Annotated in this window: 17 protein-coding genes; 9 read left to right on the top strand and 8 right to left on the bottom strand. The window is 56.9% G+C overall.

Annotated features, from left to right (window positions below; translation table 11 throughout):
• Positions 1-41 precede the first annotated feature (41 nt).
• Positions 42-1,733, bottom strand: coding sequence for an L-lactate permease (locus C7H08_RS01765; RefSeq protein WP_106670037.1), 1,692 nt, complete (start codon positions 1,731-1,733; stop codon positions 42-44).
• A gap of 225 nt (positions 1,734-1,958) precedes the next feature.
• Between C7H08_RS01765 and C7H08_RS01760 the strand changes: the two genes are divergently transcribed.
• A complete protein-coding gene (locus tag C7H08_RS01760) occupies positions 1,959-2,726 on the top strand; it encodes a GntR family transcriptional regulator (protein WP_106670036.1) in 768 nt (255 codons plus the stop codon).
• Positions 2,727-2,851: 125 nt separating this feature from the next.
• Here C7H08_RS01760 and C7H08_RS01755 read toward each other — a convergent pair whose 3' ends face one another.
• Together C7H08_RS01755 and C7H08_RS01750 are read right to left on the bottom strand one after the other, a co-directional pair.
• Positions 2,852-3,610: a putative 4-mercaptohistidine N1-methyltransferase gene (locus C7H08_RS01755; RefSeq protein ID WP_106670035.1), complete on the bottom strand. Its 759-nt coding sequence runs from the start codon at positions 3,608-3,610 to the stop codon at positions 2,852-2,854.
• 19 nt (positions 3,611-3,629) lie between these two features.
• Positions 3,630-4,775: a mechanosensitive ion channel family protein gene (locus C7H08_RS01750; protein WP_106670034.1), complete on the bottom strand. Its 1,146-nt coding sequence runs from the start codon at positions 4,773-4,775 to the stop codon at positions 3,630-3,632.
• 124 nt (positions 4,776-4,899) lie between these two features.
• Between C7H08_RS01750 and C7H08_RS01745 the strand changes: the two genes are divergently transcribed.
• Positions 4,900-5,919 (top strand): LLM class flavin-dependent oxidoreductase, encoded by a 1,020-nt coding sequence (locus C7H08_RS01745; RefSeq protein WP_106670242.1) that lies wholly within the window; start codon positions 4,900-4,902, stop codon positions 5,917-5,919.
• Here the strand turns inward: C7H08_RS01745 and C7H08_RS01740 are convergent.
• The gene (locus C7H08_RS01740; protein ID WP_106670033.1) at positions 5,886-6,431 is read right to left on the bottom strand and encodes a glutathione peroxidase; all 546 of its coding nucleotides are present in this window, start codon (positions 6,429-6,431) and stop codon (positions 5,886-5,888) included. The two genes, C7H08_RS01745 and C7H08_RS01740, sit on opposite strands and share 34 nt — an antisense overlap.
• Before the next feature lie 121 nt (positions 6,432-6,552).
• Here C7H08_RS01740 and C7H08_RS01735 point away from each other — a divergent pair, with 121 nt between their 5' ends.
• The 7 genes from C7H08_RS01735 to C7H08_RS01705 all read left to right on the top strand — a co-directional run bounded on the left by C7H08_RS01735 (position 6,553) and on the right by C7H08_RS01705 (position 12,917).
• Positions 6,553-7,092, top strand: a complete 540-nt coding sequence (locus C7H08_RS01735; RefSeq protein ID WP_106670032.1) for a YqiA/YcfP family alpha/beta fold hydrolase — start codon at positions 6,553-6,555, stop codon at positions 7,090-7,092.
• A 123-nt stretch (positions 7,093-7,215) separates the two neighbouring features.
• Positions 7,216-7,539 carry a high-potential iron-sulfur protein gene (locus C7H08_RS01730; protein ID WP_106670031.1) on the top strand — a complete coding sequence of 108 codons (324 nt, stop codon included), beginning with the start codon at positions 7,216-7,218 and terminating at the stop codon, positions 7,537-7,539.
• 270 nt (positions 7,540-7,809) lie between these two features.
• Positions 7,810-8,838 carry a TRAP transporter substrate-binding protein gene (locus C7H08_RS01725; protein ID WP_106670030.1) on the top strand — a complete coding sequence of 343 codons (1,029 nt, stop codon included), beginning with the start codon at positions 7,810-7,812 and terminating at the stop codon, positions 8,836-8,838.
• A gap of 115 nt (positions 8,839-8,953) precedes the next feature.
• Positions 8,954-9,547 (top strand): TRAP transporter small permease, encoded by a 594-nt coding sequence (locus tag C7H08_RS01720; protein WP_106670029.1) that lies wholly within the window; start codon positions 8,954-8,956, stop codon positions 9,545-9,547.
• A 37-nt stretch (positions 9,548-9,584) separates the two neighbouring features.
• Positions 9,585-10,871: a TRAP transporter large permease gene (locus C7H08_RS01715; protein WP_106670028.1), complete on the top strand. Its 1,287-nt coding sequence runs from the start codon at positions 9,585-9,587 to the stop codon at positions 10,869-10,871.
• 33 nt (positions 10,872-10,904) lie between these two features.
• Positions 10,905-11,348, top strand: a complete 444-nt coding sequence (locus tag C7H08_RS01710; protein ID WP_106670027.1) for a universal stress protein — start codon at positions 10,905-10,907, stop codon at positions 11,346-11,348.
• A gap of 156 nt (positions 11,349-11,504) precedes the next feature.
• The gene (locus tag C7H08_RS01705) at positions 11,505-12,917 is read left to right on the top strand and encodes an alanine/glycine:cation symporter family protein (RefSeq protein WP_106670026.1); all 1,413 of its coding nucleotides are present in this window, start codon (positions 11,505-11,507) and stop codon (positions 12,915-12,917) included.
• Between the two features lie 9 nt (positions 12,918-12,926).
• Here the strand turns inward: C7H08_RS01705 and C7H08_RS01700 are convergent, their stop codons facing one another.
• The 4 genes from C7H08_RS01700 to C7H08_RS01685 form a co-directional block, all read right to left on the bottom strand.
• Positions 12,927-15,164, bottom strand: coding sequence for a diguanylate cyclase (locus tag C7H08_RS01700; RefSeq protein WP_227663215.1), 2,238 nt, complete (start codon positions 15,162-15,164; stop codon positions 12,927-12,929).
• Between the two features lie 65 nt (positions 15,165-15,229).
• Positions 15,230-16,084, bottom strand: a complete 855-nt coding sequence (locus tag C7H08_RS01695; protein ID WP_106670025.1) for an ABC transporter permease — start codon at positions 16,082-16,084, stop codon at positions 15,230-15,232.
• A 4-nt stretch (positions 16,085-16,088) separates the two neighbouring features.
• A complete protein-coding gene (locus tag C7H08_RS01690) occupies positions 16,089-16,949 on the bottom strand; it encodes an ABC transporter permease (protein ID WP_106670024.1) in 861 nt (286 codons plus the stop codon).
• Positions 16,946-18,040 carry an ABC transporter ATP-binding protein gene (locus C7H08_RS01685; RefSeq protein WP_106670023.1) on the bottom strand — a complete coding sequence of 365 codons (1,095 nt, stop codon included), beginning with the start codon at positions 18,038-18,040 and terminating at the stop codon, positions 16,946-16,948. The genes C7H08_RS01690 and C7H08_RS01685 overlap by 4 nt, the downstream gene beginning before the upstream one ends.
• Positions 18,041-18,043: the final 3 nt, after the last annotated feature.

Raw genomic sequence — 18,043 nt, 5'->3', positions numbered from 1 at the left:
GACGCTGGGGGCCATACCGCGGCCCTGCCCGTTGTTAGGAATCAGTTCATCAGAGGGTCAGTCAGCCCCAGACCATAAGCCGCCAGCAAGGTCAACAGACCAGTTACTACAAGATAGTACAGGGTCGGCCAGATGGTCTTGCGCAGAGTCTGGCCTTCCCGGCCCAGCAGGCCGACGGTGGCTGACGCCGCCACCACGTTATGAATGGCGATCATGTTGCCGGCCGCGGCGCCCACCGCCTGCACTGCCACCATCAGGGCGGTGGACAGACCAAGGCTTTGCGCCACGCCAAACTGGAACTGGCTGAACATCATGTTGGACACCGTGTTGGAGCCCGCCAGGAACGCACCCAGCGCACCCACCGTCGGTGCCATCAACGGATAGATACCGCCAACAGCATCCGCCATCCAGGCCGCCATGGCCAAAGGCATGCTCGGCAAGTCTGCCAGGTTAACGCCAGAGTTGATCATAATGCGCACCATCGGAATGGTGAACAACAGCACAAAGCCGGCACTCAACAGTACGCCGCCCGACTCCTTCACCGCCTCTGTCATGGCCCGGGCCGTCATCCGGTGGATGAAGAAGGTGGCAATGACCACCATCACCAGAATGCCACCCGGCAGGTACAGCGGCTGCACACCGGCATTGATGCCAGCCTCACCAAGAATATTGGAGAACGACACCCCGATGCTGACGAAGAACTGTTTGACCGGCTCAACCGTGCGGCTGATCACCAGAATGATGCCCATCAGTACATAGGGTAGCCAGGCCCGGAATCCACTCATGGGGTGCGCGGCGATGTCATCCAGCTTCATTTCCAGGGTACCCATCCACTCCGCAGGCCAGTCTTTTTTCTCGGCAAAATTCCAGGTTTTCTGCGGAATCAGAAAGCCTTTTTTGGCTGCCGTGGTCACCACCGCCAGGCCAATCAGGCCGCCCAGCAGAGACGGGAACTCCGGCCCGAGTAAGGCACCGGTGATGGCGTAGGGCACTACAAAGGCGACGCCGGCAAACAGCGCGAAGGGCATTACCTCCAATCCCTCTTTCCAGCTTTTGTTGCGGCCAAAGAAGCGGGTCATCATGGTCACCATCAACAGCGGCATCAGCACACCGACCACCGCGTGGGTCAGCGCCACTTCGGTGGTGATCAGCTGCAGGTAGCTGTCCCAACTGGAACCGGCGTCGGTCAGCTGGCCACTGATGGTGTTCTGATCCAGACCGGTGGTCACCCCCACGATAATCGGCGTACCCACGGCCCCGAACGACACCGGTGTGCTTTGCACCATCATGCCCAGCATCACCGCCGCCATGGCCGGGAAACCCACCGCCACCAGCAATGGCGCGACGATGGCTGCCGGCGTTCCAAAGCCGGAGGCACCCTCGATGAAACTACCAAACAACCAGACAATAATTATGGCCTGAATTCGGCGATCTGGCGTGATGTCGGTAAAACCGGAACGGATAGTGGCAATAGCACCGGAATGTTTGAGGGTGTTCAGCAGCAGAATGGCACCGAAGATGATCCACAATACGCCAACGGTAATCACCAGCCCTTGCAGCGACGAGGCCAGAATGCGGTTCAGGGTCATATCCCAGGCGCTGTAGCCGATCAGGGCAGTAACCAGAAACACCACCGGCATAGCATGGCGGGCGGGCAAGCGAAAACCAATTAACAGAATGCCGGCCAGAAGAATGGGGGCAAAGGCCAGCAGGGCGAGCGATCCGGATGACATGTTTTTCTCCAGAGTTTTATTTTTGGATAATTGGTATTACCAATTGACAAGATATTGTCGGGTACATTATTTGAGCAGCCAGACCCTGTCAAAATCCAAAACTAAGACATTAGTCGAATAACCCTGCCGTTTTGTCATGAAAACAAGTACAAAGACAGGCAACATTTTTTTTGGTAAGACCAATTTTATACCGGGATCACCCACCCTGAAATAAAGAGACAGCGCATGCCGATTAACCACATTGCCCCCAGACGTCTGGCCGACACCATTGTGGAACAACTGGAAACCATGATTCTGGAGGGCACTCTGCAGCCCGGCCAGCGCTTGCCACCCGAGCGGGCACTGGCCGAGCAGTTCGGCGTGTCGCGGCCATCGCTCAGAGAAGCGGTGCAACGGCTGGCCGCCAAGGGTCTGCTGAACAGTCGTCAGGGCGGCGGCAATTTTGTCACCGAAAACCTGGGCGCCAGCTTCAGCGATCCGCTGATCCAACTGCTGGAAAACCGGCCGGAAGCCCACCGTGATCTGCTGGAGTTCCGCCGCACCCTGGAGGCAGACTGCGCCTATTACGCGGCGCTGCGGGCAACTGAAGTTGACAAGGAACACCTGACCAAAGCCTGGCAGCAACTCGATGCCTGCTATCAGGCGTCCACGAAAGAGAATATCGAGCAGGAAGGCGCCGCAGACGCCAGCTTTCACATGGCCATCGCCGAAGCCAGCCACAACGTGATTCTGCTGCACACCATGCGCAATCTGTTCAGCCTGTTAAAAAGCGACATCGTCACCAACATCGGCGGCATGTACTCAAAGGAAGTGAAAACCCGGCAGGGCCTGATCGACCAGCACCAAAATTTGTATTCCGCGATTCTTGAAGGTCGGGCCGATGACGCCAGAGTCATCGCCGCCGAGCACATCGAATTTGTGCAGAAAACCATTTCCGAACACACGGAAAGCGAGCGCCGGCGAGAGCGGGCACTCAGGCGGGAAAATCGCTAAAAATACGCATAAAAAAGCCGGGGAGTCCCCGGCTAAAAGCAATCACACGATGCACCAACACAATGCATTGTCCTGATGAGTGCTCAGAGTAACCTCCGCAGATGACCTTTTCGTGACACTGCCGATTACTGCGGCAACTTCTCCCAAATCGTCAGTTCGGAAAAGCTGTGCTGGAATTTGTTACGGGTCTCCCGTATTACGAACGGCAAGCTCCGCGGCTCACCCAGCATCCGGAAGTGAGGCGACAGCATGTCTTTCAAGCCGTCCAGGGTTGAGTAGGGCTGGCCGTCTTTGATCACACCACCCACCCACTCCGTTTTCGGCGTGTAGTCTTCCAGCCAGGTGTAAGGTGACGCAATCACCAGCAGGCCAAGATCGCTAATGCGCTCGTGAATGGTCTCGAGGAACAGCGACGGTTTGTAGAGGCGGTCAATCAGGTTACCCGCCAGCACCAGATCGTAATCCCGGTAATCCGGCTCCAGATCGCAGGCATCGCCCTGATGAAACGCCACTTTACAGGCGACCTCGGTCAGGCCCAGGGAGGCCAGTGACCGTTCCTGATAGCTGACCAGCTCGCCTTCCTCCGGCCTGGCATATCGCGCCGCACCCTCGCGCACCACGTCCCGGCAGGTGTCGATAAAGGTCTGGGAAAAATCGACGCCATCAACGTGATCAAAATGCCGGGCCAGCTCCAGCGCTGTCCGGCCACAGGCACAGCCTATGTCGATCGCCCGGCAGGTCGCCCGGCCATCCAGCGCAGCAATCGCGGCATCGGCCAGTTCTTTCGGGAAATTGGCCTCGCCGTGCCAGGATTCACCGAAGTTAAACTCCAGATACTGGGCCAGAGTGATGTCGTTTTCATAATACTCACTGGGATTGTTCACGCAGGTTTCCTTGCTCTGGTCAATTTGCTGCCAGCTTTGGGTAGAGAGGCTCCACGATCGGCTTCAGCCCTGTGGCATCATCAATAAACAACTGCAAATGGGGGAACGGAATCTCGATACCGGCGGCGTCCAGCGCCTCTTTCATCTGCTCCAGAATGTCTGCCATGATTCTGGGCTGCACGTCCAGATTATCCGGCGTAATCCATATTTTGATCTCCAGATTGACGGATGAATCGCCCAGACTCTTGAGTACCACCCGCGGCTCCATACCCACTGCCTGCAACACCTCAGGATGCCCATGCAACAGTGGCATCAGCACCTCTCTGGCCGCCTTCGCGGATTCCTTATAGGCAATACCAACCGGAATATTAAGCCGGGTCGCGCCCTCGGCACTGTAATTGACGATATCAGACGACGCCACACTGTCATTAGGAATCATGGTAAAAATGTTGTCGCGGGTGCGCAGCCAGGTCGTGCGCAGGGCAATTTTCACCACTTTGCCGTCCTGACCGTTGATGGTCACCCAGTCACCGATGCGAAACGGGCGCTCAATCAGCAGCGTAATGCCGGCAATGAAATTCGACAGGGTGGATTGGGCAGCAAAGCCAACCGCAATACCAACGATGCCCAAACCGGCAATGATCGAGAGCACATCAAAGCCAAACTGGGCCAAAACCGTTACCACCGCCAGCGTTCCAGCCACTACCGAGAACAGGTTTTCAACCAGCTGGCGGATAGACGGGTCCATTCTGTAACGGGTCATCCCGTCTCTGGTCAGGCGGCTGACAACCAGCCAGGCCACAAAAAATCCGAACGCCATCAACCCCGCCCGGGCCATGGCCTTGAGCAGCTCCGGCGAAGCCCCGAACTGGGCCAGAATCACCAACAATGCACCCAGTCCGGTCAGATAGCGGGCGCCGGTGCGCACCTGTGAAAACAGCGGCTTTTGTGCCCGCTGCTTGCCCAGCACCAGCCGGATCGCGCCCATCACCAGCAGATAGGCCCCGATAAACAGCGTAAGATAGATGACCGAGATCAGCAGTTGACTGAGCCCCTGTGCCACAAACTCGCCCCAGTTCACCTCTTCACCGGCCAGGGCATGCAGAGTGTCGCCCAGGTTTTGCCTGAGTTGCTCGACCAGAGCCTCAGTAAATGTCTCAGCCATAGACTTTGTCCTCGATTCGAGCATCAATTAAATGGTGAATTGGATGAAGATTTAGCAAGCCTGAATACTACTGTAGAGTATGGTGCAAAACGCACCGACGGCTCACGATCTGGTAAACAATTTTATGGCGCTACTCCCCGACTACTCTCTGCTTGAACTCGCATCCGTTCGCGAGGGCGATTCGGTCAGTGCGACTCTCGCCAACAGCGTCGCCTACGCGCAACACGCCGAGCAACTCGGCTTCAAACGGTTCTGGCTGGCCGAGCACCACAACATGGAAGGCATTTCCAGCTCGGCCACGTCGGTGCTGGTTGGTCACATCGCTGGCAAAACCGAGACCATCCGGGTTGGTTCTGGCGGCGTGATGCTGCCCAATCACCCGCCCCTGGTAGTCGCCGAACAGTTCGGTACGCTGGAATGCCTGTATCCGGGCCGGATTGATCTGGGTTTGGGCCGTGCCCCCGGCACTGATCCGGTCACCGCCCGAGCGCTGCGCCGGGAAGGCCTAGGGGCTGACCAGTTTCCGGAGGATGTCGAGAGCCTGCAAACTTTGCTGGGCCCGCTGCGACCGGGGCAAGCGGTAAAAGCCATTCCCGGTGCCGGCACCGAGGTACCGATCTGGTTACTCGGCTCCAGCCTGTACAGTGCCCAGCTGGCCGCCATCCGGGGCCTGCCTTACGCCTTTGCCGGCCATTTTGCGCCGCGGCTGTACCGCGAAGCATTGAAAGTGTATCGGGATCTGTTCCGGCCTTCTGCGCAGCTGAAAAAGCCTTATTCGATGCTGGCCATTCCGGCGATTCCAGCGGAATCCATGGAGCAGGCCCAATTCCTCAGCACCACCAGCTATCAGCGGATTCTATCTTTATTCCGCGGCCAGCCGCTGTGGATGAAGCCACCGATTGAGTCCATGGCTGGTCTGTGGAACGCCGGCGAGAAAGCCAGTGTGCAGGATTTCCTGGGCCTGCAGATAATGGGTGATGCCAATGCCCTTCGAGAGCAATTGGACAACCTGTTGTCCGATATCGTGGTCGACGAGCTGATGTTTACGGTGGATATTTACGATCCCGCCAAACGGCGCCAGGCGCTGGATATTCTGGCGCAAACCCGAGACTATAGCACTGCGTCCAGCGCTTCGATCAACTGAGGATCATCTGGCCGCACCCGGCTGGGGAAGCTCGCTGTCACCTGACCTGTCCGGTTCAGCACGTATTTAGTAAAGTTCCACCGGGGCGGCTGGCTCTGACGGTTCAGTTCCTGAAAGACCGGGTTAGCATCACGCCCGGTCACCGCGCCCGGCGCAATCATGGTAAAGGTGACGCCAAAATTGACGAAGCACACCTCGGCGGCTTCCTCCTCAGTACCTGCCTCTTGGCGAAAATCGTCGCTCGCGAACCCAACCACCACCAGCCCTTGAGACGCATACTCTTTATGTAGGGCTTCCAGGCCCTCAAATTGCCCGGTGTAACCGCAACGGCTGGCAGTGTTGACCACCAACATGGGCTTGCCTGCCGCGAGCTCACACAGGTTCACACTGTCTTTGGAATGCAGCTTGCGCTGATCGTGATCGAGAAAGGCCGGACATTGCTCGGCCCACGCCGGAACAGAAATCACCACCAAAAACAGCAGCATTAAACGCTGCACAGTCAGCCAATGCATTGATAGACTCCCTTTCTAATAATCGCTTTATTGCTTGAGAATACGATGGCAATGCGCAAACCGCTCATCGAGCTCTGCCATCGCTCCAGCAGATCACCTCGCCTCGACCGGAGCTTTGACCATGGCCGATTATGATTTCTTTGTCTTTCTTTCTCATGGTTTGGAAAGTGGACCGGGCAGCACCAAGATTCAGGCGCTGAAATCAGTTGCCGAGGAATTCGCCAACGTGCGCGCGGAAGCTATTGATCACCGGAGCAGCAAAGACCCGACTGAACGGCTCACCCACCTGCGCCAGGCCATGGCGGCGGCACACGCTAACCCTGCCCGGACCATTCTGGCCGGCTCCAGCATGGGGGGCTGGGTGTGCGCCCGAATAAGCGAAGAGGCCCCTGTGCATGGCTGTTTTTTGTTGGCTCCCGCACTGGCGCTGCCCAAGTACCCGGAAAGCCGACCCAACATCCGCGCAACACACATCCAGATCGTTCACGGCTGGCAAGACGACGTCGTGCCACCGATGCCGGTGATCGAACTGGCACAAAGCCAGAACCTGCCAATACTGTTACTGCCTGACAATCACCGACTGGAGCAGAGCGTCGAGCGAATTGCCGGTGAGTTTCGGGCCTTTCTGATGACTGCCGGATTAAATCCTGTCAACAATTAGCCCGAGTCATCCAAATATCGTGCACGGCCGAATGATTTTGATAGGGTAGTAATGCTGCCCTGCTTTTTGCCACATAAGCCGTTCCGGCAGGGCAATACAATCATGATGAGAGAGGAGACACCAATGAGCGATTTCAATAAGAGTCGACGGGTATTCCTGCGTACTGCTGCGTTGGGCGTTGTTGCCGTCCCGCTGGCAAAAGTTGTCACGCATGTTCCAGCAGCTCACGCCGAAAAGCCGAAAGCTGAAGATGGTCACGCTCTGGATTACGTGAACAACGGTGCTGACAGCACTCACGAAAAATATCAGGAAGGAAACAAGTGTTCCAACTGTGCATTCTGGGCAGGCGAGGAGTCTGGCGGTTGGGGTGGTTGTCGTCACCCGCAGTTCAGCAGTGTTCTGGTCAATGCCGAGGGCTGGTGCAACACCTACGTACCCGGCGGCTGAAACCAGGGTCAGTGCCCTCAACAGCACACCGAAGGCGGCCACCAGGCCGCCTTTTTTACCGATTACCCCCTTCCAGAAAAATAACATCGAACCGCGCCCACTACCCCAATCCGTATCCGAATAAACCAAGAATTCATGGACTTGCGATGCAAAAAACGTGACGCCAACATTATCTGATTTTAGTCATTTCCTTGCGAAAACCCCGTTGTTTTGCCAGTCTTTAATAATGTAACAAAGGATTTCAGCAAAAAAACAAACGGAGATAACGCGATGAGCAACACAAATAAGTTCAGGAAACTGATCGGTTTTTCGGCGTTCGCCTTTGCCGCGATGACAGCGGCGAACTCGGTAAACGCAGCCAACTGGCGCTATGCCCATGAAGAGTACGAAGGTGATGTTCAGGATGTTTACGCCTATAAGTTCAAAGAATTTGTAGAAGAGAACTCTGACCATTCCGTTCAGGTATTCCGCTTCGGTGAGCTGGGCGAATCTGACGACATCATGGAGCAGACCCAGGCTGGCATTCTTAACTTTGTTAACCAGTCCCCGGGCTTTACCGGCTCTCTGATCCCGGAAGCACAGATTTTCTTTATTCCTTATCTGATGCCGACCGACATGGAAACCGTGATCAAGTTCTTCCGTGAGTCCAAGGCCATCAACGAAGACTTCCCGGAACTCTACTCCGAGCAGGGTCTGGAACTCCTTAAAATGTACCCGGAAGGTGAAATGGTTGTCACCGTCGACGAGCCGGTCACCTCACCTGAAGGATTCAGCAACAAAAAAATCCGGGTCATGACCAACCCGTTGTTGTCTGAAACCTATTCAGCCTTCGGCGCTACTCCGACCCCGCTCCCTTGGGGTGAAGTGTACGGTGCCCTGCAAACCAACATGATCCAGGGCCAGGAAAACCCGATCTTCTGGATCGAGTCTGGCGGTCTGTACGAAGTGTCTCCGAACCTCGTATTCACCGGTCACGGCTGGTTCACCACGGCCATGATGGCCAACCAGAACTTCTACAATGGTCTGTCTGACGAAGACAAAAAACTGGTTCGCGATGCCGCTGACTTTGCCTTTGAAGAGATCGTTACCCACATCGACGGTCTGGCAGACGAAGCCCTCGGCAAGATCCAGCAAGCCAATGACAATGTGACGGTTACCCGCCTGAACGAAGAGCAAATCCAGGCTTTCCGTGAGCGCGCACCTCAGGTTGAGGAAGCGTTTATCAACATGACTGGCGACCGTGGCGAAGAGCTGCTGAACCAGTTCAAGAAAGACCTCGAGGCCGTTCAGGGAGAATAAAACGGCAGGATTCAAAGGGTGGCCAATGGCCGCCCTTTGACGTCCGGCCCCTGGTTCAACCCCGCCCCGCCGGGGACATTACCGGCCGGGAGCGACATGTTCTGGAGCAGAACCCATGTCCGAACTTCCTCAGGAGGTTGAAGACGATACCGGAAGCTACACCTCCGGCTTGCCTGGCTTTCTGGGCACAATTGATGAGTGGATTGCCAAAACCGAAGCCGTCATCCTGGCCGCCGGCGTCATTCTCATGGCAGTTAACACCTGCGCCAATGTCATCGGGCGCTTTGTTTTCGGGGAAGGACTGTTTTTCTCCGGAGAGATCAACCGCATTCTGATCATTCTGATTACCTTTGCCGGTATCGGCTACGCAGCCCGCCACGGTCGCCACATTCGCATGTCGGCAATCTACGACGCTTTGCCCCCCAAAGGCCGCAAAGTGCTGATGATTTTCATTGCCCTGTTTACCTCGATGGTGATGTTTTTCCTGTGTTACCACTCCTACGGCTATATTGAAACGCTTTACGGTCGCGGTCGGATTTTGCCCGCACTGGGATTGCCGATCTGGTGGATGTATATCTGGGTTCCTATCGGATTTGCCATAACCGGCATCCAGTATCTCCTTACAGCCATCAAAAACCTCACCAGCAAAGACGTCTATCTCTCCACCGGTGTCATCGACGGCTATGCCGACACCGAGTCCGAGGTTTGACGCAGCCGTAACCCGATAAGGAACAGGAAGACTATTTATGGCAACCATTCTGATGTTGATCATGATCGGGCTACTGCTGCTTGGCTTCCCGATGATGATCCCGCTGACCACGGCTGCTGTGGTCGGTTTCTTTATGATGTTTGATGGCTTCGGCCAGATGCAGACCTTCATCCAGCAGATGATGGGGGGCATCCGCCCGGCATCATTGATTGCAGTGCCCATGTTTATTCTGGCCGCCGATATCATGACCCGGGGCCAATCCGCTGACCGGTTGATCAATATGGTCATGTCGTTCATCGGCCATGTAAAAGGCGGACTGGCCATCAGTACCGCCACCTCCTGCACCCTGTTCGGTGCGGTGTCCGGCTCTACCCAGGCCACCGTAGTCGCGGTCGGCTCGCCACTGCGACCAAAAATGCTCAAGGCAGGCTATTCCGACTCTTTCACCCTGGCCCTGATCATCAATGCCAGTGATATTGCTTTCCTGATCCCGCCCAGTATCGGCTTCATTATTTACGGGGTGATCTCCGGCACCTCCATTGCCGAGTTGTTCATTGCCGGCATTGGCCCCGGCCTGATGATTCTGGTCATGTTTTCAATTTATTGCCTGATCTATGCTTACGTGAACAAGGTTCCCACCGAGGCAAAGGCCAGCTGGCGGGAGCGAGGGCTGGCGGTTCGGGACGCTTCCTGGCCAATGATGTTCCCGGTTATCATTGTCGGCGGCATCTACGGCGGCATCTTCAGCCCGACCGAAGCGGCAGCGGTCTGCGTGCTTTACGCCTTCCTGCTAGAGTTCGTGATCTTCCGTTCACTGAAACTCAACGACATCTACCGGATCGCCAAATCCACCGGCCTGATTACTGCGGTGGTATTTATTCTGGTGGCGGTCGGTAACGGCTTTTCCTGGATCATTTCCTTCGCTCAGATCCCCCAGGCCATTCTGGAAACGGTTGGGGTTAATGAGGCAGGCCCGGTTGGCGTGCTGATCGCCATCTGTATCGCGTTCTTTGTCGCCTGCATGTTTGTCGACCCGATCGTGGTGATCCTGGTGCTGACGCCAATTTTTGCACCAGCCATTCAGGCCACCGGCCTGGACCCCGTGTTGGTGGGCGTATTGATCACATTGCAGGTGGCCATAGGCTCGGCCACGCCACCCTTCGGGTGCGACATTTTCACCGCCATTGCGATTTTCAAGCGCCCCTACATGGAGGTCATTCGCGGCACACCTCCGTTCATCTTTATGCTGGTGGCCGCAGCGGGGCTGATCATCGCCTTCCCGGATATCGCACTGTTCCTGAGGGATCTGGCCTACAGGGATTGAGCCGGATTCCCGGTTAAATGACAGGAGACTGCTATGTTCAAACGGATTCTGGTGGCCGTAGATGGCTCCAAGACATCGCTGAAAGCACTGACCAAGGCCATCGACCTTCAGAAACTGATACCCGACGCCGAGATTTTTATTATCTGTGTGTACAAACACCACAGTCTGTTTGAGGCCTCCCTTTCCATCGCGCGGCCAGATAACATGGAGATTCCGGATAAAGTGCTGTCAGACTTCGCCAAGGACGTGGTTAACCACGCCAAGGATCTTGCCAAAGAACAAGGTGCCACCAAAGTCCGGGGCTTTGTGAAATCCGGGCGACCCTCAAAAGTGATTGTCAAGTTCGCTCAGGAAAAGGAAGCCGATCTGATTGTGGTCGGCACCAAAGGCACTAACAGCGACAAAGACGGCATGTTTCTGGGCAGTGTCTCCCACCGGGTGGCATCCCGCGCCAAGTGCCCGGTTCTGGTGGTCTGACGAGACCTCAGACCACCAGAACACCGATCGGACTGCAGAATTTGAAAGCCCGGACAATCACGGATTTCCGCAGTCCGATCATTTTTTCACCGTGCTAGACTCTCTCGCCTTGTATTACGTCCATTTCACAATTCACGAATCACAAGGCGCCTCGCCATGACTGCAATAGTCGATTTTCTAAACTCGATTCTCTGGGGCTATGTCCTGGTTTACGGCTTGCTGGCCGTCGGTGTGTTCTTCACGATCCGTCTGGGTTTTCTGCAGTTCGTCCATTTTGGCGAAATGGTCCGGGCCATCCGCGGTTCCCGGGAAAGCGACGTTCACGGCATATCGCCGTTTCAGGCGCTGTGTACCAGCCTGGCGTCACGGGTCGGTACCGGTAACCTGGCGGGCGTGGCGGTAGCGCTCTACCTGGGCGGTGCCGGCGCTATCTTTTGGATGTGGATGGTGGCTTTGGTTGGTATGGCCACGGGTTACGCCGAAAGCACCCTGGCCCAGCTGTATAAGGTGCGGGATGGCAAGGGTCAATACCGGGGCGGCCCGGCCGTCTATATTGCCAAGGGCCTGAAAGCGCCGTGGGCCGCCGCCATTTTTGCGGTGTGCCTGATCATTTCCTTCGGCCTGGTGTTCAATGCCGTTCAAGCAAACTCCATTGCCGATGCCATGGAAGGTGCCTTCGGCACGCCGAAACTGGGTGTTGGTGTGGTCATCGCGGTGCTTGCCGGCGTGGTGATTTTTGGCGGGCTGCGTAAGATCGTGCGCTTTGCCGAGTTTGTGGTTCCTTTTATGGCGGGCGCCTACGTGCTGCTGGCACTGGTCGTAATGGCCATGAACATTACCGAAGTACCCGGCGTTCTGGCGCTGATCGTAAAAAGCGCTTTTGGTCTGGAAGAGGCCGCCGGTGGCGCGGCCGGCTCGGTAACTGCCGCCATGCTCAATGGCATCAAGCGCGGTTTGTTCTCCAACGAAGCCGGTATGGGTTCCGCACCCAATATTGCGGCGACCTCCACCCCCGCACCGCACCACCCGTCCTCACAAGGGCTGGTTCAGGCCTTCGGTGTATTTATCGACACCATCATCATCTGTACCGCGACAGCGGTGATGATCCTGCTGGCCGGCGTTCTGGAGCCGGGTTCTGGCATCACTGGTACCCAGTTGACCCAGCAAGCCATGGAAGTACACCTGGGTGACTTCGGCGGCTACTTCATCGCTATTGCTATCCTGTTCTTCGCCTTCACCTCCATTGTCGCCAACTACACTTACGCCGAGAACGCACTGGTGTACCTGAAAGGCGGCAACACTCTAGGCCTGACCATTCTGCGTCTGGCAGCACTGGGGATGGTGGTCTGGGGCGGCTATGAGGCAGTGATCACGGTGTTCAACGCAGCCGATGCGTCTATGGGCCTGATGGCCGCCATCAACCTGATTGCCATCGTTCTGCTGTCAGGCACCGTGGCGAAGCTCACCAAGGATTACCTGGCCCAGCGCAAAGAAGGCCTGGTACCGCAATTCAAGTCAAAGGATTACCCGGAGCTGCACGAAAAGATCGACAGCAACATCTGGCACTAACCCCTGAGCTCACACGCTGGTCGCGACCACACGGTTGCGGCCAGCGTTCTTGGCCCGGTACAGCGCTTGGTCGGCTGCGCGAAACAACTCATCGAAATCCGCCGAACTCTCCGGCCAACAGGCGACGCCGGCAGAAATGGTCAAAGCGCTCAGGGCTTTACCCTGATAGATCATGGGGGTGTTCGCCACCGCCGTGCATAACGCCTCTGCCCTAAGACGTGCCTCATCCAGGGGTGCACCCGGCATCAGCACAGCAAATTCCTCTCCGCCATACCGGCACACGGTGTCACTGCCCCGAAAATACTGTCCGAGCATGTCTCCGACCATCTTCAACGCTTCATCACCGGCCTCATGGCCATGGTCATCGTTAAACACCTTGAAATGGTCAATATCGAGCATCAACAAGCTCAGCGGCGACCCCGTGCGCAGGGACACCTCACGTTCGTGGCGGAAAAACTCATCAAAATGACGGCGATTCTTCAGGCCTGTCAGACCGTCTTCATAGGAAAAACGCTGCAACTGCTCCCGCAGCACCAATCCAGACAGGGTGATTCCCATTTTTTCAACCGACTGATGCACCCAGGCCACTATTCGCGCGGTGCCATACTCTGCCAGCCCTTCTGCGAGCTCTGGCCGGGATAGCAGCAACACCCCCGCCGGTCGGTCCCCATTGTTATCAGGTTCGACTCTCAGGTAAAAACAGAGTTGCTCGGGCACGGACTGATGTCTGACCGGTACCGTTGTCGGTTCCAAGAGCGAAACATGCCCATCCATAACCAGAGGGAAGGCCTGCTCCGTCACCCGGCCCCAGCTCAATACCCGTTCGTATTGACCTGCTTTGGTGAGCCGGTAGAAACAGCCGTCCGTCGGCAAGTACAGCACCGGGAGTGCACTCAAGAGCAGGTCGAATGCCTGGTCCAGAGTAAAACAATCCTGAAGCCCGGCGATCACGCCCGCCAGCTTCTGACCCTTGCTGCTCTCGAGCGCCAACAGGCGGGACCGGGCCACCTCCCGTTGCACCATGGTTTCGGCCCGCTCTGTGCGTTCAGCGACCTTCTGCTCGAGGTCAACCGTGAGCTCCTGAAGCGCTTTTTGAGTTCTGCCATAGTGCCAAACCGAGATGCTGACCACCGCTAATGAGAATGCCAGCGCTCCCCAACTCACCGGCACCGGCGCCCAGGGTATAAAGCCGTGGGCCACCGCCATATCGGCCACCAGAAATCCTGCGAGTAACGCACAGGACAGCAACAGCGCCTGCTGCTCCAGATATAACCGCTTGAAACGAACCCCGGCACTGCCAGCCATTAGCAACAGTGACACCAGCAATAAGCCGTCAAACACCGGGAACGTAGATGACAGATCAACCGCGCCCACCAGCGCCAACCCCAGAGCGGCTACCGCAAACATCAGATGGAATTTCCAGAGCCAGCCCATCAGCAACGGACGATGCTCTGACAGCCATTGGTGCAATAACAGCGCCAGTGCAACCGGTATCAAATAGTAGGAGCCTGCAGCCAGGTAGTCCCAGGTCAGCGGCGCGTAGGCAATCAGCAGACTGGCCTGACTCTCGGCAACCAGCATGACTGCGGTCGCCAAGGAGAACAGGGCGAGACTGAAGAAGCTGCGCTGGCCACGTTGGATGAAGCCGAAGATCAGCGCCAGCAGAGCGATTAGTGCCGAAATGGCGGCAATGACCAGGCTTTTGGTGGACCGGCCGACGATGTGCAGCACCAGATCCGGGTAATCCAGAATGGCAACCTCGCCCCATAGCCCGATATCGGTGTAATTCGAGAACACTCGGAAATAAATCGTTTCGCCTTCGTAGTCGCCCGGCAGCGGGATCTGATGCCAGGGCCAGCCCTCAAAGCGGCCCCGGCCCTGATCATCAAAGGTGCCGTATTGGTAGAGCAACTCCCCCTGAAACCAGGCCTGAACAATGATGTCCACACTGTAGATGTACAAAACCGGTGCAAACCATTCGCCTTCCGGCAGAGTTACCCGAAACCAGGCATGTTCACGGCCCTGCCGGTCAGGCGGGTTGGAAGGAAACGCAATCGCTTGCCAGTGCTCGGACTCATTTTCCTGGATCCACTGCGGTGTGCCGTCGGCTCGCAGGGGGGAGTCGCCCCAGCGATATTGCCAACCCTCGTCAACAGGTTGTATGGCTGTGTGTCCGGCGAGCGGAACCCACGACAGCAGCACAATGACGGCCAACGCAATGGCATGACGGCAACGGAGGGGGCGCAAAGGTTGACCTGCTTGTTGAATACCTGCTGGCAGTATAGACCGTAAGTTCAGGTGACAGAATAATCCTATTCCGAGCGTTTTTGTCGCAGGGTGAACAGGGCGAGCAACGCAGAAACCACCATCAGGAATAGCGCAACCGCATTGAGTACCGGAGTGGAACCTTCCCGCAAACGGTTGAACAGCGCTACCGTCAGTGGGGTGTCGCTGCCGGTAAGCATCACCGTGGTATTGAAGTTCTCAAAGGACATCAAGAATGCCATAGCCGCCGCCCCGACAATAGAGGGCATCAGCCAGGGCAGGGTTACGGTAAACCACGCCACCAAAGGTGTTGCGCCCAGGTTAAGCGCGGCCTCCTCGAGCTGTGGATCAAACTTACGCAACCGGGCTGCAATCACCAACGTTGCCAACGTGGTGATAAAAGTTACCTGGCCCATCACCACCAGGGTCATACCCGGCCGAAACATATCCAGCTCAATGCCCCATAGCCGGGACACTTCGTTTGCCGTGCCGCTGTAAAACACCAGAATGGATACCCCCAGAATCACGCCGGGGATGACCAGGGGCAGCAGCATCAGCAGGTACAAAAACTCCTTGCCCCGAAACTGCAGTCGCTCAAACAAGACCGCATTCACACACCCCAGCGCCACACTGACCAGGGTTACCCAGACCGCAATTTTGGCACTGACCCACAACGCGCTGAGCAGACCACTGTCATGAAATAACCCGGTGCGGCCCTCAGAACCATCCGCCAGGTACCAATCCAGGGTGAATCCTTGCCAAGGCAACGACGGGAATGGCGAGTCGTTGAAGGCAAACACTGCGGTCACCAGCAGGGGCATCGCCAGATACACAAAAAACACCACCAGATAGGCCAGGTAAACGCCATCAAACAACCGGGACCGGGGCACAGAACGAATCATCGCTTCACCCCATCACTTTGCGCAGAGACTGCCCGGACAACGTCAAGCCAAGCCAGACCATCACCGATGACAGCACCAGCAACAGCACCCCGAGCGCGGCACCCTGCTCCCAGTTAAAGCGGGTAATGAACTGGGTGAAAATCTGCTCGGTAAACCAGGCGCTGTCCTTGCCGCCCATCAACACCGGCGTCAGGTAACTGCCCAGTGTGAGCATGAACACCACAATACAGCCGGAGACGATGCCGGGCATGGCCCAGGGCACGACAATTTCCCGCAGCACCGTGGCATGGCCACCACCCAGATCGTAGCCGGCCTCCACCAGATTCTCGTCCATACCATCGAGAGTGGTCACCAGCGGTACCACCATGAACAACAGGCCGTTGTAGACCAGCCCGATAATCACCGCCACATCGTTATAGAGCATCTCCACCGGGCCATCCACCCAGCCCAGCGCCTGCAACCAGGAACTGAACAGGCCACTCTCGCGCAACAGAATCATCCAGCCGTAAGTACGCACTAACTCACTGGCCCAGAAAGGAATCAGACAGGCCATAAACAGAATGCCCTTGGACCGGCCCCGGGCCATCTTGGCGATGTACCAAGCAATGGGAAAGGCAATCAGCAGGGTCAGGAAGGTGGTGAACAGGGACATCACCCCGGTTCGGACAAACGTTCGCCAATAATAGGATTCGATGAAAAAATTCTGATACTGCTGCACACCCCAGGCGATTGTGTCCCAGCTTTCCCTCACCTGAAACGACACCCTCAGCATCTGCAGGTGTGGCACCAACACCAGCAGCACAATCCACAGCACAAACGGTGTCAGCAATAACCAGAGTGACAGGCGCCCGGCAGAGGATTTCACGGCTTATCTGCCCCGAACACCCGGGCCAGCATCGGATCCCAGGCCAGCCGGACAGCACTGTTTGCCATCAGTTTTGGTGCCGAGCCATCCTGGGGTAAGCGGGCGTACACCGGCTGGCCACTTTTGTCTGCCTCGACCCGACTGTTGGCACCATCAAACAGCGTTGTCCGCACCTTTGCCTGCATCGAGGAAAAGCCCCGGTTGAGGCCTTCGTCGGTGAACACCAGTGACTCCGGCCGGATATACAGCTCGGCACGGGCGCCACGCTGCAGCCCCGCAGAAACCACTCGGCCACGAACCAACTCGCCGTCATCCAGCCGGATTTCCGCCAGGTTATCCATCACCGACACCACCTCTCCCGCCAATCGATTGTTATCACCCACAAACCCCGCCACAAACGGAGTGGCAGGCTCCCGGTAAAGCTCCTCCGGCGGTGCCACCTGGTCAAATCGACCGTCTTTCATCACCGCCACCTGGTCTGACATCACCATGGCTTCAGACTGATCGTGGGTGATGTATACGAAGGTGGTGCCGAACTGCTTCTGCAGGTGCTTGAGCTCGATTTTCATCTGCTCCCGCAGCTTGAGATCCAGTGCGCCGAGAGGTTCATCCAGAAGCAACAGTGTCGGTTCCAGCACCAGACAGCGGGCCAGTGCCACCCGCTGGCGCTGACCCCCGGACAATTCCTGGGGATTGCGATGTTCCAGTCCCGGCAATCCGACCTGTTCCAGCACGCCAGCGATGCGTTTGCGACGCTCAACGATTGCCACCTTCCGACGTTTCAGGCCGTAACCGATGTTGTCACCGACCGACATGGTCGGGAACAGGGCCAGGTGCTGAAACACCATGTTCACTGGTCGGCGATTGGGCGGCACATCGTTCATGCGCTGGCCCCGGATATGGATATCGCCTTCATCGGGCTTATCGAAGCCCGCCAGCAGGCGTAACAGCGTGGTTTTACCGCAACCTGAGGGCCCGAGAATGGAAAAGAACGTGCCCGCAGGCACGTCCAGCGAGATATGGTCTACCGCCGCATTATTACCAAAGCGGCGGATCAGACCGGTACAGGAAAGGTCAGATTCTGTCGCCATGCA

This window comes from Marinobacter halophilus, from assembly GCF_003007685.1.
Lineage (GTDB): Bacteria > Pseudomonadota > Gammaproteobacteria > Pseudomonadales > Oleiphilaceae > Marinobacter > Marinobacter halophilus.
The sequence above is the reverse complement of the archived record's forward strand: the minus strand, read 5'-3'. Positions and strand labels throughout refer to the sequence as shown.